Origin of the sequence: Burkholderia sp. MSMB2157WGS (assembly GCF_001532755.1) — a bacterium.
Classification (GTDB): domain Bacteria; phylum Pseudomonadota; class Gammaproteobacteria; order Burkholderiales; family Burkholderiaceae; genus Burkholderia.
In genome coordinates this window covers 83,917-102,293 of the sequence record NZ_LPJG01000030.1, presented here as the reverse complement: position 1 = coordinate 102,293, position 18,377 = coordinate 83,917, and the positions used below count along the sequence as shown (strand labels likewise).

The 18,377-nt window shown below is 68.9% G+C and carries 21 protein-coding genes; 1 reads left to right on the top strand and 20 read right to left on the bottom strand.

The window, feature by feature from the left end; all coding sequences use genetic code 11:
• Positions 1–10: 10 nt before the first annotated feature.
• The 11 genes from WT53_RS19065 to WT53_RS19015 form a co-directional block, all read right to left on the bottom strand.
• Positions 11–1,501, bottom strand: a complete 1,491-nt coding sequence (locus WT53_RS19065) for an aldehyde dehydrogenase (protein ID WP_060261048.1) — start codon at positions 1,499–1,501, stop codon at positions 11–13.
• Positions 1,502–1,573: 72 nt separating this feature from the next.
• Positions 1,574–2,401: an aspartate dehydrogenase gene (locus WT53_RS19060; RefSeq protein WP_059783052.1), complete on the bottom strand. Its 828-nt coding sequence runs from the start codon at positions 2,399–2,401 to the stop codon at positions 1,574–1,576.
• Positions 2,394–4,061, bottom strand: a complete 1,668-nt coding sequence (locus tag WT53_RS19055) for a thiamine pyrophosphate-binding protein (protein ID WP_060261046.1) — start codon at positions 4,059–4,061, stop codon at positions 2,394–2,396. Before WT53_RS19055 ends, WT53_RS19060 begins: the two co-directional genes overlap by 8 nt.
• Positions 4,054–4,851: an SDR family oxidoreductase gene (locus WT53_RS19050; RefSeq protein ID WP_060261043.1), complete on the bottom strand. Its 798-nt coding sequence runs from the start codon at positions 4,849–4,851 to the stop codon at positions 4,054–4,056. Before WT53_RS19050 ends, WT53_RS19055 begins: the two co-directional genes overlap by 8 nt.
• Positions 4,848–5,705: an IclR family transcriptional regulator gene (locus tag WT53_RS19045; protein WP_059783047.1), complete on the bottom strand. Its 858-nt coding sequence runs from the start codon at positions 5,703–5,705 to the stop codon at positions 4,848–4,850. Before WT53_RS19045 ends, WT53_RS19050 begins: the two co-directional genes overlap by 4 nt.
• A complete protein-coding gene (locus WT53_RS19040) occupies positions 5,702–6,598 on the bottom strand; it encodes an alpha/beta fold hydrolase (RefSeq protein WP_060261040.1) in 897 nt (298 codons plus the stop codon). The genes WT53_RS19045 and WT53_RS19040 overlap by 4 nt, the downstream gene beginning before the upstream one ends.
• Positions 6,599–6,616: 18 nt before the next feature.
• Positions 6,617–7,144, bottom strand: a complete 528-nt coding sequence (locus WT53_RS19035; RefSeq protein ID WP_034204576.1) for a cupin domain-containing protein — start codon at positions 7,142–7,144, stop codon at positions 6,617–6,619.
• A gap of 34 nt (positions 7,145–7,178) precedes the next feature.
• A complete protein-coding gene (locus tag WT53_RS19030) occupies positions 7,179–7,949 on the bottom strand; it encodes an SDR family oxidoreductase (RefSeq protein WP_059783042.1) in 771 nt (256 codons plus the stop codon).
• On the bottom strand, positions 7,942–9,012 hold the full coding sequence (locus tag WT53_RS19025; protein ID WP_034204574.1) for an aromatic ring-hydroxylating dioxygenase subunit alpha: 1,071 nt from the start codon (positions 9,010–9,012) through the stop codon (positions 7,942–7,944). The genes WT53_RS19030 and WT53_RS19025 overlap by 8 nt, the downstream gene beginning before the upstream one ends.
• A 54-nt stretch (positions 9,013–9,066) precedes the next feature.
• Positions 9,067–9,378 (bottom strand): recombinase-like helix-turn-helix domain-containing protein, encoded by a 312-nt coding sequence (locus WT53_RS19020; RefSeq protein ID WP_059783038.1) that lies wholly within the window; start codon positions 9,376–9,378, stop codon positions 9,067–9,069.
• 1 nt (position 9,379) lies between these two features.
• Positions 9,380–9,697 (bottom strand): non-heme iron oxygenase ferredoxin subunit, encoded by a 318-nt coding sequence (locus WT53_RS19015; protein ID WP_006489883.1) that lies wholly within the window; start codon positions 9,695–9,697, stop codon positions 9,380–9,382.
• Between the two features lie 435 nt (positions 9,698–10,132).
• Between WT53_RS19015 and WT53_RS19010 the strand changes: the two genes are divergently transcribed.
• Positions 10,133–11,212: a porin gene (locus WT53_RS19010; RefSeq protein WP_034204572.1), complete on the top strand. Its 1,080-nt coding sequence runs from the start codon at positions 10,133–10,135 to the stop codon at positions 11,210–11,212.
• Between the two features lie 123 nt (positions 11,213–11,335).
• On the opposite strand, the gene WT53_RS19005 is transcribed toward WT53_RS19010, so the two are convergent.
• From WT53_RS19005 to WT53_RS18965, 9 genes are all read right to left on the bottom strand, one after another.
• Positions 11,336–12,229, bottom strand: coding sequence for an IclR family transcriptional regulator (locus tag WT53_RS19005; RefSeq protein WP_027780959.1), 894 nt, complete (start codon positions 12,227–12,229; stop codon positions 11,336–11,338).
• Positions 12,230–12,517: 288 nt separating this feature from the next.
• Positions 12,518–12,997, bottom strand: a complete 480-nt coding sequence (gene tecA / locus WT53_RS19000) for a type 6 secretion system effector deamidase TecA (protein WP_034204570.1) — start codon at positions 12,995–12,997, stop codon at positions 12,518–12,520.
• A gap of 99 nt (positions 12,998–13,096) precedes the next feature.
• The gene (locus WT53_RS18995; protein WP_034204569.1) at positions 13,097–13,582 is read right to left on the bottom strand and encodes a hypothetical protein; all 486 of its coding nucleotides are present in this window, start codon (positions 13,580–13,582) and stop codon (positions 13,097–13,099) included.
• Positions 13,579–15,021 (bottom strand): Do family serine endopeptidase, encoded by a 1,443-nt coding sequence (locus tag WT53_RS18990; protein ID WP_060262076.1) that lies wholly within the window; start codon positions 15,019–15,021, stop codon positions 13,579–13,581. Before WT53_RS18990 ends, WT53_RS18995 begins: the two co-directional genes overlap by 4 nt.
• A gap of 103 nt (positions 15,022–15,124) precedes the next feature.
• On the bottom strand, positions 15,125–15,490 hold the full coding sequence (locus tag WT53_RS18985; protein ID WP_060262072.1) for a hypothetical protein: 366 nt from the start codon (positions 15,488–15,490) through the stop codon (positions 15,125–15,127).
• A 40-nt stretch (positions 15,491–15,530) separates the two neighbouring features.
• The gene (locus WT53_RS18980) at positions 15,531–16,436 is read right to left on the bottom strand and encodes a hypothetical protein (RefSeq protein WP_060261036.1); all 906 of its coding nucleotides are present in this window, start codon (positions 16,434–16,436) and stop codon (positions 15,531–15,533) included.
• 8 nt (positions 16,437–16,444) lie between these two features.
• Complete coding sequence (locus tag WT53_RS18975) at positions 16,445–17,335, bottom strand: peptidylprolyl isomerase (RefSeq protein WP_060261031.1); 891 nt, start codon at positions 17,333–17,335, stop codon at positions 16,445–16,447.
• A gap of 46 nt (positions 17,336–17,381) precedes the next feature.
• Positions 17,382–17,801: a hypothetical protein gene (locus tag WT53_RS18970; protein ID WP_230624762.1), complete on the bottom strand. Its 420-nt coding sequence runs from the start codon at positions 17,799–17,801 to the stop codon at positions 17,382–17,384.
• Positions 17,798–18,370 (bottom strand): YbjN domain-containing protein, encoded by a 573-nt coding sequence (locus WT53_RS18965; RefSeq protein WP_060262070.1) that lies wholly within the window; start codon positions 18,368–18,370, stop codon positions 17,798–17,800. The genes WT53_RS18970 and WT53_RS18965 overlap by 4 nt, the downstream gene beginning before the upstream one ends.
• Positions 18,371–18,377 lie beyond the last annotated feature (7 nt).

The window sequence follows — 18,377 nt, the reverse complement described above, 5'->3', positions numbered from 1 at the left end:
TCCCCTTCGCTCAGTTCGCCCACGGCAGCGGCGCGTCGTTCAAGCCCCAGTAGAGGCTCTTCTGCTGCATGTATTCGCGGATGCCGAGGCGCCCCTTCTCGCGTCCCATCCCGCTCTCCTTCCAGCCCGAGAACGGCGTGGAGATCGAGAACAGCTTGTACGTGTTGATCCAGACGGTGCCCGTCTCCAGCGCGCGCGCGATGCGCCATGCGCGCTTGTAGTCGCGCGTCCAGATGCCCGCAGCGAGCCCGAATACGCTGTCGTTCGCCTGTCCGATCAACGACGCCTCGTCGTCGAACGGCATCGCGACCAGCACCGGCCCGAAGATTTCCTCCTGGCAGATGCGCGCGCTGTTCGGCAAGCCTTCGAGAATCGTCGGCTGATAGAAGAAACCGTTCTCGCGCCCGTCGCCCGCCGGCCGCTCGCCGCCGCACAGCAGACGGCCGCCTTCTTCCAGCCCGAGCGCCACGTAGCGTTCGACCGATTCGCGATGCTTCGCGGTGATCAGCGGGCCCATCTGCGTGTCGGGCCGCGTCGGGTCGCCCACGCGCAGCTTGCGTGCACCGGCCACCAGGCGCTTCATGAATTCGTCGTATATCGCGCGCTGCACGAACAGTCGCGAACCGGCGATGCACGCTTCGCCCGACGAGCTGAAGATGCCGTACAGCACGCCGTTGACCGCGTGGTCGAGATCGGCGTCGTCGCACACGATCGTCGGCGACTTGCCGCCGAGTTCGAGCGACACCGGCATCAGCTTCTCGGCCGCGATGCGCGCGATGCCGCGGCCCACTTCGGTGCCGCCGGTAAACGACACCTTCTTCACGAGCGGATGACGCACGAGCACGTCGCCGATCACCGAGCCCTTGCCCGGCAACACGCTCAGCACGCCCTTCGGTACGCCCGCTTCCTCGCAGATGCGCGCCAGCGCGAGCGATACGAGCGGCGTGACCTCGGCCGGCTTGAGCACCACCGCATTGCCGCCGGCCAGCGCCGGCGCGAGCTTCTGCGCGTCGGACGCGATCGGCGAATTCCACGGGGTGATCGCAGCGATCACGCCGATCGGCTCGTACACGCTCATCGTCAGGTAGTCGCCGCGCGACGGCGTCAGCTCCTCGTCGAGCGTTTCGAGGCAGGCCGCGAAATAGCGGAACGTGTTCGCGGCGCTGGCCACCAGCACGCGCGTCTCGCCGATCGGCTTGCCGTTGTCGCGGCGCTGCAGGTGCGCGAGCGCCTCGTGGCGCTGCATGATGAGATCCGCGATGCGGTACAGCACCTGCGCGCGCTGGTGCGGCTTCAGCCCGGCCCAGTCGGCGCGGCGCCATGCGGCGTCGGCCGCCACGACTGCGTCGGCCGCGTCTTCCGCGTTCGCCGTCGATACTTCCATGTTCAGCGACTGGTCGGCCGGATAGATGCTTGCGTAAGGCGCACCACGGCCGCGCCGCCACTCGCCGCCGATCAGGATGTCGCCGTCGGGTACGAGGCTCGTATCGAAAGGAGTCATGTCACAAGTCCCACAAATCTGTCTCTGCACATCCGCCCTCGCCGTGGCGCGGGCGGACGCTCGATGGTCCGGTCAGATCACGCAGCGGGCCGCGCGGTTGCGCAGCGCACGAATCGCGCTGTATGCCGTCAGCGCGGACGTCTTCGGGTTGTCGGGCAGCGGCTTGCCGCTCATTTCCAGCGACATCTCGCCGAATGCGCCGCGCGCGGTGATGCGGTGCACGTTGCGCTCGACCGCCGGATCGGCGATCAGGCGCACGTGCGTCGCATCGAGGCCGAGGCCCGCGAGCGCGACCGTCGCCGCGACGTTCGCGTTCTTCGGGTACAGCCGCGCGGCGTCGCGCGCGGTGCCTTCGAAGATCACCATTTCCTCGGTCATCGCGCGCAGATCGCACAGTTCCTCGGCCGGCGTGCCGAGCCAGCCGAGCGGCGGCTTGCGCCCGACGTACAGCACGTCGTCGAGGCCGCCCTGCTTCGCGGACGCCAGCGCGTCGATGCCGCCGATCGCGCCGGACAGCAGCGTCACCGTCGTGCCGCCCTCGTCGGCCGCTTGCGACAGCGCGTCGAGCAACGCGAGATCGGACAGCGCGCCGATCGACGCGACCGCGCAATCGGTGCCGGCCTTCAGCAGCGGCACGACGTGATCGACGAGCGCGCTGTGGCCCGCGCATTCGAGCGCGAACTCGGGGCGGCGGGCCAGCGCGTCGACCGACGACACGACCTCCACCGCGCCGCCGAGCGCGTCCTGCACCGCCGCGCGCTGGTGTTCCGGCACGATCACGTGCGCGACGCGCAGCGACGCATCGTGCTCGACCGCGTGGTACACGGCCGCGCCGATCGCGCCGAAGCCGATCATCGCGACGTCGACGGGGGCATGCGCCCGCTGTTGCCCGTTACGCATACTGGCGCTCCGTCGGCGCTTCCTTCTTCACCGGCGGGCCCGCGAATGCCGACGCGAACGAGCCGACCGACAGCATGTCGACCTCGACCATCACCGGCCCTTCCTTCGCGAGCCCTTCGCGCACGATCGCTTCGGCCTGGTCGAGCGACGTGATCCGGTAGTGCGTGAGGCCGAAGCTCGCGCAGAACTGCGCGAAATCGGGCTGGTGCAGTTGCACGAAGCAGCGGCGGCCGCCGTAGTGCGCGTCCTGGATGTTGCGGATCACGCCGTAGCACTGGTCGTTCATCAGCACGATCATCACGTTCGCGTTTTCCTGCACGGCCGTGACGAGTTCGCCGACGTTGACCATCAGGCCGCCGTCGCCGACGAGGCAGACCGTCTTCGCCGCGGCGCCCGCGAGCGCGGCGCCGATGCCCATCTGGATGCCCTGGCCGATGCCGCCGCCGAGTGCATGCACGCCCGAGCGCGGCTCGAAGATCTTCAGCAGGCGGTTGCCCCACGTGCTGTTCGAGATCGTCACGTCGCGCACCCAGTTGTAGTCGCGGCCGACGGCGGCCTGCAGCGTGTCGACGAGCTTCCTGTACGGCCCGAGGCCCTTCGCCACGTCGGCCACTGCCGCCTCGCGGGCCGCCGCGAGATCGGCCGCGAATTGCGGATCGACCGACAGGCGGCCTTCGAGGCGGTCGGCCAGCTCGGCCAGCACGCGCTTCGAATCGCCGTGCACGAACAACGCGTTGCGGTAGCCGCGGTTGTCGGCGAGCGCATCGGCATCGATACGGAACAGCGGCTGCGGCAGCGCGAGCTTGTACTTCAGCGTTTCGTTGCCGCGCAGGCGCGAGCCGACCACGACGAGCGCGTCGCAGGTCTTGTAGAACGCTTCGACCGACGCGTGCACGTTGAACGCGCCGAGCGTCGCCGGATGATCTTCGGGTAGTACGCCGCGGCCCTGCACGCTCGTCACGACGCCGAAGCCGAGCTTCACGAGGCGTTCGACTTCCGCGCGTGCGTGACGCGCGCCGCCGCCGAGCCACAGCAGCGGGCGGCGCTTGGCCGCGAGGGCGTCGGCGAGCTTCGCGACGCGGGCTTCGTCGTGCTCGCGCACCGCGACGTGTGCCGGTGCGAGATCTTCCGGCCATTCGATTTCGGCCGCCTGGATGTCGATCGGGATCTCGACGGACACGGGGCCCGTGGGCGCGGTCTGCGCGATGCGCACGGCTTCGCGGATCGTCGGCAGCACGGTTTCGACCGTGCGCACGCGGAACGCCGCCTTCGAGATCGAGTCGAGCATCGACAGCTGGTCCGGCGCTTCGTGGATGTACGCGAGATCCTGGTCGAGGTACGGCGTCTCGATCTGACCCGTCACGTGCAGCAGCGCGGTGCCGGCCGTCAGCGCCTCGACCATCGCGCCGGCCGCGTTGCCCGCCGCCGTGCCCGTGCTCGTGAATGCGACGCCGAGGCCGCCCGACACGCGGGCCAGCCCGTCGGCCATGTTCAACGCCCCCGCTTCGCCGCGCGCACCGACATACCGGATGTTGCCGCGCGAGTGGATCGCGTCGAGGATCGGCATGTTGTGGATCGAGATGACACCGAATGCGGTTTTCACGCCGCACTGCTCGAGAAAGGCGGCAATCAGCTCGCCGACCGTGGTTTTTTCAGACATGGCGTGCAAAGCCTCCAGAAACGTCGATATGGCTGCCCGTCGTGTAGGACGACAGATACGTTGCGAGATAAAAAAGCGCCCAGGCGGCCTCGTCGGGCTTGCCGAAGCGATTCAGCGGAATGTTCTTCTTGCGGGCGAGCGCGCCCGTCCAGTCTTCCCAGCTTTCGCCGGGCTGCGCCTGCGTGTCGTAGCGGCGGCGCCACTGCCCCGACTCGACGATGCCGATCAGGATCGAATTCACGCGGATGCGCTGCGGCGCCAGTTCGGTCGCGAGCGACTTCACGAGGCTCAGCACGCCGGCACGCGCCGACGACGTCGCGACCATGTGCGGCTCCGGCTGCAACGCGAGCAGCGAATTCACGCAGGTGATCGTCGGCGCCTGCGCGTCGCGCAGCAGCGGCAGGAACGCGCGCGTCGGGCGGATGATGCTGAAGTACTTCAGTTCGAGTTCTTCGCGCCACGCGTCGTCGGTCGTGTCGGCGAAGGTCGATACGCGGCCCTGGCCGGCGTTGTTGACGAGCATGTCGGCGCGGCCGAAACGCGCGGACACCGCTTGCGCGAAGCCGGTCACGTCGGTTTCGTCGAGCACGTTGCAGCGCGTGGCCAGCAGTTGCGCATCGGCGTACTTGTCGCGCAGCATCGCCTCGGCGCGTGCGAGACGGTCGCCGTCGCGGCCGCAAATCGCGACCGACGCGCCCGCCTGCAGGAACCGTTCGGCCGTCGCGAGGCCGATGCCGGACGAACCGCCCGTCACCACCGCCACCTGCCCGGTCAGATCGATCTGGATCATCGGAGTCCTAAAGCCTTGAGAAACGTGTGCTCGTCATCCGAGCGGTAATTGAGCCGCCGCGACAATTCCGCCGCCGCGCGCTGCACCTTGTCGATCAGCCCGTCGGCGATCAGCGCCGCGTCGATCTCCGGACGCGGCACCGTCACCGTGATGCACGCGACGATCCGCTGCGTCTCGTTGCGCACCGGCGCCGTGACGACCGAGATCCCGCGCTCGAACGACGAATTGCTGACGCCGTAGCCGCGCAGCGCATCTTCGCGGATCACTTCGTACAACGCATCGACCGTTTCCGGCGTCGCGCTCGTCATCCGGCTCAGCGCGCCTTCCGGATACAGCGCACGCAGCTCCTTCAGCGACAGGTCGCCCATCAGCACGTGGCCATGCGTCGTCGCGTGCGCGGGCAGCCGTGTGCCGACGTTCACGCGGATCGAGCTGAACACCGGCGACTGGCTCTGCGCCTTCGCGACGAACACCACGTCGCGGCCGTCGCGGATCACGATGTGCGTCGTGAAGCCGGTCGCATCGCGCAGGCTCTCGATCACCGGCAGGCCGAGATCGGTCAGCTCCAGCGAGCTCAGATATTCGAAGCCGAGCCGCAGCACGGCGACGCCGAGCTTGTAGTTGCGATCCTTGTCCGCGCGCTCGAGAAAGCCGAGTGATTCGAGCGTCTGCAGCAGACGGAACACCGTCGTGCGCGGAATGCCGAGCCGCTTCGACAACTCGGGCGCGCCGAGCACGGGCTCGCGCGGCGAGAATTCGGCGAGAATGCGCAGCCCGCGCTCGAGGCCCGGCACCACGTAGCTGGCTTCGGCCTTCGCGCTTTCGGATGCGTTTCGTTGCAGCGGTTCGCTCATGCCATTCCCCACTGCGTATCGCACTGACGGCAGAACGCATCGATCAGCGCCGAATAAGCGGCCGGCGCCTCCACGTAACCCGCATGCCCGGCCTGCGGAATCACCTGCAGCCCGACATGCGCGGCCGCGGCGATCCGCTCGCACGCGGCGGGCGGCGTGATCGCGTCGTTCGCGCCGACGGCCACGGCCGTGCGGCCGCGGAAGCCGGCGAGATCGGCCGCGAGATCGGCGTTCGCGAGCAGATGCGTGGCCTGCGCGTAGCCGGCCGGCACGATGCGCGCCATGTTCCAGCGCACCCACGCCCGTGCCTCCTCGTTCGCGAAACCGGACAGCATGTTGCCGCTGCGCTGCTCGGCGAGCCCGGCCGGGCCGAGTTCCGCGAGCATCGCGAGACGCGCGTCGCGGCGCGATTCGCGCGTGTCGGCCGGTGCGCTTCCGTAACCGCCCGCGGGCGAGATCAGCAGCAGGCCGGCGATGCGCGCGGGCATCACGCGGACCAACCCGCCCGCGACGATCGCGCCGAGCGAATGACCGACCAGCACGCAGCGTTCGATGCCGAGTGCCTCGAGCCATGCGTTCAGCGATGCCGCGTAATCGGCGGCGGCTGGCGACGCGCCGTGCACGGGCGTCGACACGCCGTAACCGGGCGCATCCCACGCAAGCACGCGTCGCGACGCGCCGAGCGTGTCGAGCTGGCGGACCCACGATGCGGCGCCCGAGCCGATCCCGTGCAGCAGCACGACGGGCAGCGCGCGGCCCGCATGCTGCGCGCCGGCCTCGCGGTAGCCGATCGTGCCCGCCGCGCCGGCTGCGCAACGCTGCTCGGGAAACTGCCCGAGCAGCGCGGCGAAGGCCGCGGTGCGGTCGCGTTCACGTTTGTCGATGACACGCATTGCTTCACCCGCTCCGTCTCAACGCTTGATCTTCGCGAGCGGCGAATCGGGCGGATACGTCGGCGTGATCGGCTTCGGCGAACCGAGCATCACGCACATCAGCGCGTCTTCCTCGCCGATGTTGATTTCCGTGCGATACACGCCCGGCGGCACCGAGATCAGGTCGCGCTCGCCGAGGATCGCTTCCCAGGTCTCGCCATCGCGCTCGCAGATCACCTTCATCTTGCCGCGCAGCACGAAGAAGATTTCCTCGACGTCGACATGGATATGGCTCGGCCCGATGTTGCCGGCCGGGATGACCATCGTCGAGAACGTGAAGTTGCCGGCCGGCACCGTGTTGACGTCTTTCGCGACGCCCGTGCCGCCCGTGCCGACATAGCGCATCTGCGCACGGCGGTACTTCGGGTCGTAGTCGGCCTGGAACTTCAGCGCGTCCCAGTCGTAGCGCCGCGTCGCATAGCGCGCGACACGCCCTTCCATCCAGTCGTTGAAGCTTGCGCCTTCCGGCTGGTCCCACGACTTGCGTTCGAGATCGGCGTCCGCCATCGTCCTCTCCTTCATTGCGAGTGAAAACTTCGATTCAATTCATCACGAAGCCGCCGTTCACCGGCAGCAATTGACCCGTCACGAAGCGCGCGCCGTCCGACAGCAGGAACAGCACGGGGCCCGTCACGTCGTCGGGCACCTGCGCGCGTGCGAGCGCGCGGCCCTGCAGGTAGAACGCGTGGCGTTCCGCCGGCACGTACGCCGTCGCCTCGACTTCGGTGAGCCCCGGCGCGATCGCGTTGACCGTCACGCCATGCGCGCCGAACTCGCGTGCCTGCGCGTGCGTCATCGCGATCACCGCGCCCTTGCTGGCGACGTACGCGAGCAGCTTCGGCGCGCCCCACAGCGCGGTGTCCGATGCCAGATTCACGATCGCGCCGCGGCCCGACTGCGCGAGGTGCGGCAACGCCGCATTGCTGACGAGCCACACGCCGCGCACGTTCACGTTCATCACGGCGTCCCACGTCGACACGTCGAGCTCCGTCGACAGCTTGCCGCCCGAGTTCGTGATCGCCGCGTTGTTGATCAGCGCGTCGATACCGCCGAGCGCCGCCGCGCCCTGCGCGACGAATGCGTCGATGCTGGCCGGGTCGGCGAGGTCGAGTGCGAAGAAATGCGCGGTGTGGCCGGCGCGGGCGAGCTGCGCGGCCAGCGCGCGGCCCTCTTCCGCCAGCACGTCGCCGAACGCGACCTGCGCGCCCGCTTCGACCAGCGCCTTCACGAATGCGGCGCCGAGACCGCGCGCGCCGCCCGTGACGAGCACGCGGCGACCGGGCAGCGCCACGACCGGAGCGCGCTCAGCCATTCGCGGGCTCCGCAGCGGCGCGTGCCGCACGATGCGCGTCGAGCGCGGACAGGTGCTCCTGCGCCCGCTGGCGCAGCATCCGGCGCACGCGCGTGATGCCGACGTCGTGCTGGTACAGGTATTCGTGATCGCGCGCATGCGGCGCGAGGCTTTCGAGGACGTAGCGGTCCTGTTCGAGCACGTCCCAGTGCAAGCCTTCGAGACGGTTGCGGTACATGAAGCGCCACACGTCGCGCTGCCAGCCGCTGACCTTGCGGGTACGCCAGAAATAGACCTGGCAGTGGTCGCCGTCGACCGGCGTCGCGAAGCCGATGATCCCGAAGTTGCCGCCGGGGCCGAACTTCTGCTTGTACGGAATCGCGAGGCGCATCCACAGGCAGCCCGTTTCGCCGAGCTCGACCCAGTCGAAGTTCACGTCGCGCTGGCCGATCTTCTCGAACATCAGGCCCGTATCCGTCTTGCGCACGCGCATGTCGGCCTGCTTGTCGCCTTCGGCCATCGAGTGCGACGTCGCGTGCAGGTAGGCGCCGTGCATCGGGTCCATCACGTTGTCGATCGCGTACTGGTAATTGCACTTCCAGTTCGACACGCACAGGAAGTGGCCGTATTCGTCGGCCACGAGCTCTTCCGGCAGGTTCAGCGGCGCCGGCTCGCCGTGCGCTTCGTCGCCGAACCACAGGAAGATCGCGCCGGCCTTCTCTTCGACCGGATACGACTTCACGCACTTCATGCCTTCGAGCGGACAGTTCGACACGGCCGGCACGCGGTTGACCGTGCCGCCGCCGTCGACTTCGATGCCGTGATACCAGCACGCGATGTTGCCGCCGAGGTTCCAGCCGAGCGACAGGCGCGCGCCGCGGTGCGGGCAGCGATCTTCCAGCGCATGGACTTTGCCTTCGTGATCGCGCCACAGCACGATCTGCTCGGACAGGCGCGTGAGACCGACGGGTGCGTTCGACACCTGCCAGCTCGGCGCGACGGGATACCAGTAATTCTTGATGCCGCGGTCGAGGTAATCGCGGACCGGGTCGCGTTGGGCTTCGTATTGTGCGGGGGACGTCATCAGTGTGCTCCGGATGCGGTTGTCGTCGGGTCGGCGGTCACGCGGCGCGCGCGCTCATTCCGCCAGCGAGGCCATTTCGGCGCGAAAGCGCTCGGCAGTCCACGCGGTGCCGTCCGGCGCGCGAAAGCCGATGCGGTTCAGGCCCGCGACGACATCGTCCAGCTCGGTCGCGCCGCTCTCGAACACGCGTTCGAGCGCATCGCCGAGGTCGTTCTCGTACTGGGTCGGTTCGGCCTTGCGGTTCTGCCAGACCTGGTTCTCGACCTGGCCGGGGATCTCGATCTGCCCCTTGCCCGCGACGTTGTTCGGCTGCGGCGCCACCCACGGCTTCAGGAAGGGATTGAAGTTGACGGTCGCTTCTTTCATGTCATTCCACCTTGATCTGGATTTCCTCGCCGGCGAGGCGCACCGCGTACTGCTTCAGCGCACGTCCGCCCGGCCCCTTCAGGCATTCGCCCGTCTTGATGTCGAACACGGCCTCGTGCAGCGGGCATTCGACCGTGCCTTCGTCGACGAACCCCTGCGTCAGCAGCGCGTACGCATGCGGGCACACGTTCTCGAGCGCATACACGTCGTCGCCGACGCGGTAGATCCCGATTTCCACGCCGTCGGTCCGCTTGAACTCGATCGGCGTGTCTTCCGACAGCGCGCCGGCGTGACCGGCGCAAATCCATTGCTCAGACATCTCGCACCCTTCCTTCTGATCGACTCTCGGTTTGTTCCATATCAGGAACAACAGTTTATGGATGGTGATTATAGGAGCGAGCTTCCTCGAGTAAAACAAAAAGCTGCATGTCCTAGGGAAAACACCGACCGGCGGGTCGACGATCGTCGCGGCCTACCTCGTCAAATGTGATTTTTTGTTTGGTTGCGGGGATTTAAGTCCGTTTTTCAGGATTCTCGAGCCCATGTTTCAGATCAGCGCCCACCCCATCCGGCCCGATAAATTTATTTTTGATCACCCGTCGGACACCTCTATACTTCATTCCACTAGAGGCACATTGTTCCTTGTATGGAACATAAAAATGCCCACTCGGCGATGAACATGCGCGACGGCCGGCCGTCCCTGCGCAGCCCCGTCACAACACGTTTTCATCAGGTTGGAGAGTCAGGAGACAAAATGGTCAAGCATGCGGTAGCAGCGGCAGTCATCGGAATGGGCGCCGTGTCGGGCGCGTGGGCGCAGAGCAGCGTGGTGCTGTACGGCAGCCTGGATGCGGGTGTCGCGTACGTGAACAACGTCGGCGGCCACGCGAAGTGGGCGATGATCCAGGGCAATACGCAGCCCGATCGCTGGGGCCTGAAAGGCAAGGAAGATCTCGGTAACGGGCTGTCGGCGATCTTCCAGCTGGAGAACGGCTTCTATACGAACAACGGCCAGTTCGCGACCGCGAACACGATCTGGAACCGCGCGGCGTTCGTCGGCCTCAGCGCCGAGCGCTACGGCACGCTGACGCTCGGCCGCCAGACGCCGCTGGCGTTCGACTATCTCGATCCACTCAGCACCGCGTACCTCGCGATGAGCTGGTACGCGTTCCACCCGGGCAACATCGACGGGCTCGCCGCGACCGGCAACGTGCCGTACAACAACGCGGTCAAGTACCGTTCGCCGAGCGTCGCGGGCTTCTCGGCCGCGGCGACGCTCGCGCTCGGCAACACGACGAATTTCTCGACCGGCAAATCGGTCGGCGTCGCGCTGAACTATGCGAACGGGCCGTTCAAGGCGTCGGCCGTCTACTCGAACGAGCACGACCGCTCGATCCTGATCGGCCAGACGGGCATCGCGTCGTTCCAGGGGCAGAACACCGCGAACGGCTACCTCGCGAACAAGGTCGAGAACATCGGCGCGGGCGCGTCGTACCAGATCGGCGACTTCCTCGTGCACGGCCTCTACACGCGCGTGAAGATGCAGTCGAACGGGTTTTCCGACACGTTCCAGAGCTACGACGCGGGCGTGAACTACCGCAGCAGCGCGTTCAACACGATCGCGGGCGGCGCGGCGACCACGACGCTGGCCGGCCGCCGCTGGACTCAGGTCGAACTCGGCGACATCTACGCGTTGTCGAAGCGCACGCAGTTGTATGCGAACGTGCTTTACGAACACGGTTCGGGTGGCGCCAAGGCCGCGTTCTTCACGGCCGGCACGTCGAGCACCGCGAACCAGGTGATCGTGCTGACCGGCATCCACCACTCGTTCTGAGCGACGGCGGACGCGGTTGCCCCGGTGCCGCAAACGAAAAGAGCAGCCCGCGGGCTGCTCTTTCTCGTTGGCGACGGGTTGCCGGCGATCGGCGAAGCCGCGCGATGCGGCTCGTTCGGTGGATCAGAACATCGCGACCTTGTGGCGCGCATGCGCGAACGTCGGGTCGCTTTCGAGCGGCCGATAGTTCAGCCGTTGCGACAGGTCGACCGCCGCGCCGCACACGGCTTCGACGAGCCGCTCCTTCTCGCCGGCGTCGCCGATCTCCGAGCGCGGCACCGTCGCGGTGATCGCCGCGACGATGGAGCCCGAGTGATCGCGCACGGGCGCGGTCACGGCCGAAATGCCGCTCTCGAACGCCGCCTCGCTGACCGCGTAGCCGAGCCGCGCGTAATGACGCACGCGTTCGTACAGTTCGTCCACGGTACCGGGCGTGCGCTCGGTGAACTGTTCGAGTTTCTTCTCCGGATAGAGCTGCCGCAACGCGTCGCGCGTCAGGTCGCCCATCAGCACGTGGCCGTGCACGGTCGCATGCGCGGGCAGGCGCGTGCCGACGTGCACCTTCACCGAACCGAACATCGACGCATTGCTCTGCGCCTTCGCGACGAACACCACGTCACGCTGGTCGCGGATCAGCAGGTGCGTCGACAGGCCGGTGGAATCGCGCAGCCGTTCGAGCACGGGCGCGCCGAGATCGGTCAGTTCGAGCGAATTCAGGTATTCGAAGCCGAGCCGCAGCACGCCGACGCCGAGCCGGAAATAGCGATCGCCGTTCACGCGTTCGAGAAAACCGAGCGCTTCGAGCGTCTGCAGCAGGCGGAACGTGGTCGTGCGCGGAATGCCGATGCGCTTCGACAGCTCGGGCGCGCCGAGCACCGGCTCGCGCGCGGAGAATTCGGCGAGGATTCGCAGCCCGCGTTCGAGGCCGGGCACCAGATACGACGACGCGCCGCCGGACGGCTCGTCGTCGCCGGGCGCAGCCGGATCGGGTGCATCGCTCATCGTTGTCTTGACCATGTGGACATGGACGGAAGGAAGTCGGTCACGAAACAGGTCATCGATCGTCGTGGATATTCGGTCATGCTACCTCAGTGCGCGCATGGCTCGCACCGGTGCACGGCGCCGCGAGGCGGCATGCGCGCCCACGCCGCGATGACGCGTCACTCAAGGTCGAGAGGATAGCAGCGTTGGACGGCGCGACGCCATGCGGATATCGCCGAACGGCGGGAAAGCGGCCGCGCGGCGCCGGCGCGCGGCCGCCAACGGGTCACGGCGGAAACGGCGCGAGATTCGACGCCCGACGGCCTACAGGCGCGACAGATAAACGCGAATGGTCGTGCGGTCGTACGTAAAGCCGCCGGCCGGATCCGGCTGCAGCACCCGTGCCAGATCGACAGGATGCAGCCATCCGGCGCCCAGCAGGCCGCCGTTGATCCCGCGGATCCGGGTGCCGCCCACGGCGATCGCGGCGTGAAAGACATTGCCGCCGCGGGCGAAACCGACCGCGGTGCCCGCCGGAATGCTCGCGCGTCCGTCCCATTGATCGCCGGTCTCGAAGTTGAAGCGCGTCTTCCACAGCTGACCGATCGTGTCGAGCAGCACACCGGGCGCGATCATCGTGTCGGCGCGCAGCAGATACCGGACATACGCCGCGGCGTCGTAGCACACGCCGCCGGACACGTACTCGTCGATGTTCGCCATCCCGAACATCAATGCTTGCGCGTGTTTTTGCCGCTCGGCGATGCCGGATTGGGCGACATGCCCGCCTAACTGGGTCAGTTGCACGGATAGCTCCTCTCAGGAAAGCGGGACGTCATTGTCCCGCCGATGCGATCTCTTCATATCTTATTACGATATCCGTCGATCTCTACCCGGCCCGGCACGTCACGGCATGCGCGCCGCCGACGCCGGTGCGGCCGCCGCCGCGTCGGGATTGGGCGCGAGCCGCAGGCGCACGCGCAACGGCTGCAGCATGTCCGGCGGCGGCGGCTCGGTCAGCGGGCCGGCCGTCAGCAGTTGTCGCAGCGTCGCGTCCGCGTCCGGATCGCCGAGCGACGCGAATTCGACGCGCGTGACGACGCCGTTCGCGCCGATCCACGCACGCACGACGATCGCGGGCGGCGGCGCATCGGCGCGCGCGTTCAGCACGCGCGTCTCGAGATAGCGGTGGAGCCGGTCGGCCGCGTCGCCGTCCGCTTCGAGCCACGTCTGGAACTGCTGCCCGGCGAGCTGGCCGTAGCGGATCCACGCTTGCGGCACGTCGGCCGTCTGCGCGACGGCCGGGGCCGGGGCCACGCCCGCGGCCAGCACCGACGCGACGACGATCGCCCCCAGCCATCCCGATGCGCGCTGCTTGCGCATTCGCTTCATCCCGCCTCCCGTTTCGACGACGAATCCGCCCGGCCGATCTCGATCGGCACATACAGCCGCGTGCCGCCACGCTGCACCAGCAGCGCGACGTTGCCGTGCGCGGCATCGATTCCGGCCATCAGCGCGCCGATGCTCGCGACCGGCACGCCGTTGACCGACAGCACGGCATCGCCGGGCTGCAACCCCGCGCGCGCCGCCTGGCCGCTCGCCTGCTCGACGACGAGGGTCTGGCCGACGCCGAGCCGCTGGCGCTCCTGCTCCGTCGCAGCCCGCAGCGCGAGCCCGAACCGCGCAGGCCCCTGTTCGCCGCCCGCCGACGCCGTGCCGCTGTCGAACGCGCCGACCGTCGCGATCACGTGCATCGCCCGGCCCGCGCGCCACACGAGCAGATCGGTTTGCCGGCCCGCCCGCATGGCCGCAACCATGCCGAGCAAATCCGCCGATTCCGCGACCGGCTTGCCGTCGACCGCGAGCACGACGTCGCCCGCCTTCAGGCCCGCGCGCGCGGCCGGGCCGTCCGGCTCGATCATCGTGATCAGCGCGCCGTCCGGGCTCGCGAGGCCGAACGAACGCGCGAGCGCCTGGCTCACTTCCTGCAGGGCCACGCCGAGCCGGCCGCGCGTGACCTTGCCGGTGCGCAGCAACTGATCCTTCACGTCGAGCGCGATGTCGATCGGAATCGCGAACGCGAGCCCCTGGTAGCCGCCCGTCTTCGAGAAGATCATCGAGTTGATCGCGATCACGCGGCCGCTCAGGTCGAACAGCGGGCCGCCCGAATTGCCGGGATTGATCGGCACGTCGGTCTGGATGAACGGAATCGCCTGCTCGCCGGGCAGGGAACGCGATTTCGCGCTGACGATGCCCTGCGTGACCGTATTCGCGAACCCGTACGGCGACCCGATGGCCATCACCCAGTCGCCGGCTTCGATGCGCGCCGGGTCGCCGGTCGCGACGACCGGCAGATCGTGCGCGTCGATGCGGATCACCGCGACGTCGGATACGGGATCGCTGCCGATCACGCGCCCCTTGAACTGGCGCTTGTCGGTCAGCTTCACGTCGATGGCGAGCGCGTCGCCGACCACGTGCCGGTTGGTCAGGATCACGCCGTCCGCGCTCACGATGAAGCCGGAGCCGAGGCTCACCTCCTCGCGGTTGCCGATCACGCGCCGCGCGAGAAACGGCGCGAGCGGATGATCGGGCGCGATGCCGGGCGGCAACTGGATCCCCATCTGCGTGACTTCGCGCGTGACGCTGATGTTGACGACCGCCGGCCCGACGCGCCGCACGAGCGCCGCGAAGTTCGGCAGCGCAACCGTGGGCGTGCCGGCCCCCTGCACCGCGCGCTCGGCGCCGGTGGCCGCGCCGCATGCGCAGGCGAGCGTCACAGCGAGCCCGGCCGCGAGCGCCGCCCCGCTGCCGATGTGCTTGCCCGATTTCACGTTGCTGCTCCTCGTCGGTTCGCGCCGGTGCGCCACCGGCCCATGCCCGTTCCCCAACCGTTGGTCCGCCGCACCGTTCGCGTGCGGCGGCTGCACGAGCGCTTCACTTCGGCGGCACGGCAACCGGCGCATTCGGCCGTTGCGGCGTCACGGATTTGCCCCAGTTCGCGCCGAAGCGATTCCGCTCGGTCGACAGGTTGAACGTGCCGAGACGGTTCGACGGCTGCTTCGACAGCCGCTCCGAATCCGTTTGCAACGCGCCCGCCTGCGGCTCGGCCTTCGGCTTCAGTTGTTCGCTCAGGCAGTCGTACGACAGCGCGCGCTTGCCGTCGACTTCCGCGTCGACGCACACCGGCTTCGCGGCCGAGCCGGGCTCGGTCGCCGCCGCGCGGCCGCCCTGCGCATGCGCGCCGGCCGCCAGCAGCAGGCAGACGATCGCCGCCGCGATGCCGTTTCGTCGCCGCTTCATCCGCGCCTCCATCGGTAACGACGCCATCGCGCGCATGCCGTCATGCTCCCGTGCCGGCCGCCGGCGCACGGGCCAGGAAGCGCCCGAACGCCGCGCGATCGGCTGCGTCGACGGCCGGTTCGCCCGCATCGACATGCCGCGCCCATGCCTCGCGCATGCCGTCGACCGGCTGCCATGCGTGCACTTGCGCGCCGGTCGGATACGGCGTGACGAGCGGCTCCCGGTAGTCGACGCGAAACAGCGGCGCCGCGTCGTTGCCGGCCGTCCACAAATCGCCGACGTCGCGCACGCTCGCGTCGAACCAGAAGCGCACCCAGCGAACGGCTGGCGGGCGCGCATCGTCGACCGGCGTACCGGCAGCAGGCATACGGGCACCCGGCATACCGGCTCCGGGCGTACCGGCTCCGGGCATACGGACGCCCGGCGCAGCGGCGCCCGACGCATCCGGCACGCGCAGGAAACCGGCCAGGACGAGCAGCACGGCGGCGAGATCGTCGTCGCGCAACGTCCGGTACGACCAGAGATCCGCGACATCCGCGCACGAGATCACCGCGATGAAGCGCCCGATCGTGAGCGCGGGCCACGCGCGTCGCATCAGCGCGTAATGCCGCGGCCACTGCGCGATGAAACGGTCCCGATGACGAGCCGCGACCTGCACGTCGCGCGAGCCGCGAATCGTCGGCTCCTCCGGTTGATACTGGCGTGTGGTGAGCACGCACTGCGCGGAACATCGCGCGCTGCGGTGCCGCGCATAGCCGCCCGCGCCGGGCAGCGGCTCCAGCGCGCCGAAGCACAGCGGACAATGCGTCGGCCACTCGCCGGGCCGGCCCGGCCACGGGTTCGCCTTCGGCATGCGCGGACGGTCGGAGGCGGCGGCGGAGCGACGACGCCCCGACGTACGCGCGTCGGGCGCCTCGACGCGCGGCGTCGAACGGAGCGTGGCCATGAGCGCGCCTACCGGGCCGACGCGAGCGCTTTCTTCAGCGCGTCTTCGTTGATCGGGGCGTTCGCAGCCAGCTTCGCGAGATACGCCTGGGCATTCTGCTGCGTGCGCTGTGCGCGCAGCATCGCGCGCAGTTGCTCCTTCACGTCGGCCAGCGGACGCGGCGCGGCCGCGCGTATCTCGATCAGCTTCACGACGTGAAAACCGGCCGGTGTCTGGATCGGCGCGGAGACCTGGCCCGGCTTCAACGCGTCGGTGGCCTGACGGACCGCCGGCACCATCAGCTGCTCGGGCACGAAGCCGAGATCGCCGCCGTTCGCGGCGCTCGCCTTGTCCTGCGAGTTCGCCTTCGCCAGCGCCGCGAAATCGCCGTTGCGCGCGCGGCTCGCGAGATCGGCGGCCTGCTTGCGCGCCTTGTCGAGCGTCGCGGCATCCGCGTTCGGCGGCACCGCGACATAGATCTGCGCGACGTGCAGCGCGCGCGGCGCGGTGAACGCCGCGCGGTTCTTGTCGTAGGCCGACTGGAGCTCCGTGTCCGACGGATAGTCGGCCGGCGGCGCATTCACCGACGCGAGATAGCTGCGCACGACGATTTCGCGCTGCGCCTGCTCGACGGCTGCCTGCACCTGCGGCTGCCGGTCCCAGCCCTTCGACTTCGCCTCGGCCAGCACGGCCTTCTGCGCGAGCGTCGAGCGCACGACCTGGTCCAGCGCCGCGGGATCGGCCGCGAGGCGCTCGCGCCCTTCCGCGCTCACGGTCTTCAACAGCCCGGCGATGTCGGCCTGCGTGACCGACGCCTGCGCGGCGTTCGCGATCACGTCGTCCTGCGCGCATGCCGCGAGCGGCACGCCCAGCGCGAGAGCGCCCGCCACCATTGCCAGCATCTTCATCTTCGTCATCATCGTTCGACTGCCCTTTTGATTGCTTCTTTCAAATACGGACGCCGTATCAGCGTGCGTCCGTCAGCGCCACACGCAGCACGAGCGGTTGCGTCATCCCGCGTGGCGGCGCCATGCCGATCTCCCTGCCGGCAAACGCTGCGTGCAGTGCGGCGTCGAGCACCGCCTGCCCGGCCGCCGCGCTGTCGACCCGCGTCACCCGCCCGCGCCGGTCGAGCCATGCGCGCACCGGCAGCACGGGCCCGTCGTCGCCGGCATCGGCCCGCGCGTCGGCCCAACGTTCGATGTCCGCGCGCAGTCGGCCCGCGGCCGCATCGTCGCCATCGAGCGCCGTCTGCAGCCACTGCGCGACGTGTTGCGCGTACGTGCGCCACGCGACAGGCGCGTCACCCGCGGCCGTCGCGTCGGCTCGCGTGCGGCCCGGCAGCCACGCGCGCAGCGCGGCACCGAGCCGGTGCGCGACGATCACGATTGCGCGGCCGCTTCGACGGAGGCGGCCGTGGCGCGCGGCTCGCCGGCCGCCGCCCGCGCCGCCGCTTCCTGCTCGGCCATCGCGGGGCGGTTGCGCAGGTGCAGCAGGAATTCCTGGATCAACCGATCCCACAGCTCGACCGTCGAGCGCAGATAGCGCTCGGACACGCCGCCCGCGACGACGACGTCCATCTCCAGCGCAAGAAACTGCCCGTGGCTCGCAAGACGCGCGAAGCGCTTGGTGCGGTTCCAGTCCGCGACGAGTTCGGCCGGCAATTCGCCCTGCACTTGCAGCACGCACGACAGCGTGTAGTCGATGTACGGCAGCGCGGCGAGCGGCGTGTCGGCGCCCTGCGGCGCGAGCGGCGCCGCCGGGTTGCCGAAGCGCACCGCGAAGCCGATGCCCTGGCTCGCGCTCATCAGTTGCACCGAGCCGTTCTGCTCGGCGGCCGTCACGCGGTAGCCGGCACGGCGCAGCACGTCGGCCAGATGGTCCGCGCTGATCGCTTCGATCGGCGCATCGTGTGCCGCGCGTTCGGCGCCGGCGTTCGGTTGCTTGTCCTGCATGTCGAGG

What these genes read in the sequence shown, in the direction of transcription:
- WT53_RS18965 (WP_060262070.1), bottom strand. Translation starts at nt 18,370, where the DNA reads ATGCAGGACAAGCAACCGAACGCCGGCGCCGAACGCGCGGCACACGAT.
- WT53_RS18995 (WP_034204569.1), bottom strand. Translation starts at nt 13,582, where the DNA reads ATGAAGCGAATGCGCAAGCAGCGCGCATCGGGATGGCTGGGGGCGATC.
- WT53_RS19025 (WP_034204574.1), bottom strand. Translation starts at nt 9,012, where the DNA reads ATGACGTCCCCCGCACAATACGAAGCCCAACGCGACCCGGTCCGCGAT.
- WT53_RS19060 (WP_059783052.1), bottom strand. Translation starts at nt 2,401, where the DNA reads ATGCGTAACGGGCAACAGCGGGCGCATGCCCCCGTCGACGTCGCGATG.
- WT53_RS19030 (WP_059783042.1), bottom strand. Translation starts at nt 7,949, where the DNA reads ATGGCTGAGCGCGCTCCGGTCGTGGCGCTGCCCGGTCGCCGCGTGCTC.
- WT53_RS18975 (WP_060261031.1), bottom strand. Translation starts at nt 17,335, where the DNA reads ATGATGACGAAGATGAAGATGCTGGCAATGGTGGCGGGCGCTCTCGCG.
- WT53_RS18980 (WP_060261036.1), bottom strand. Translation starts at nt 16,436, where the DNA reads ATGGCCACGCTCCGTTCGACGCCGCGCGTCGAGGCGCCCGACGCGCGT.
- WT53_RS19035 (WP_034204576.1), bottom strand. Translation starts at nt 7,144, where the DNA reads ATGGCGGACGCCGATCTCGAACGCAAGTCGTGGGACCAGCCGGAAGGC.
- WT53_RS19015 (WP_006489883.1), bottom strand. Translation starts at nt 9,697, where the DNA reads ATGTCTGAGCAATGGATTTGCGCCGGTCACGCCGGCGCGCTGTCGGAA.
- WT53_RS19010 (WP_034204572.1), top strand. Translation starts at nt 10,133, where the DNA reads ATGGTCAAGCATGCGGTAGCAGCGGCAGTCATCGGAATGGGCGCCGTG.
- WT53_RS19020 (WP_059783038.1), bottom strand. Translation starts at nt 9,378, where the DNA reads ATGAAAGAAGCGACCGTCAACTTCAATCCCTTCCTGAAGCCGTGGGTG.
- WT53_RS19050 (WP_060261043.1), bottom strand. Translation starts at nt 4,851, where the DNA reads ATGATCCAGATCGATCTGACCGGGCAGGTGGCGGTGGTGACGGGCGGT.
- WT53_RS19055 (WP_060261046.1), bottom strand. Translation starts at nt 4,061, where the DNA reads ATGTCTGAAAAAACCACGGTCGGCGAGCTGATTGCCGCCTTTCTCGAG.
- WT53_RS19040 (WP_060261040.1), bottom strand. Translation starts at nt 6,598, where the DNA reads ATGCGTGTCATCGACAAACGTGAACGCGACCGCACCGCGGCCTTCGCC.
- WT53_RS19045 (WP_059783047.1), bottom strand. Translation starts at nt 5,705, where the DNA reads ATGAGCGAACCGCTGCAACGAAACGCATCCGAAAGCGCGAAGGCCGAA.
- WT53_RS19065 (WP_060261048.1), bottom strand. Translation starts at nt 1,501, where the DNA reads ATGACTCCTTTCGATACGAGCCTCGTACCCGACGGCGACATCCTGATC.
- WT53_RS18985 (WP_060262072.1), bottom strand. Translation starts at nt 15,490, where the DNA reads ATGAAGCGGCGACGAAACGGCATCGCGGCGGCGATCGTCTGCCTGCTG.
- WT53_RS19005 (WP_027780959.1), bottom strand. Translation starts at nt 12,229, where the DNA reads ATGGTCAAGACAACGATGAGCGATGCACCCGATCCGGCTGCGCCCGGC.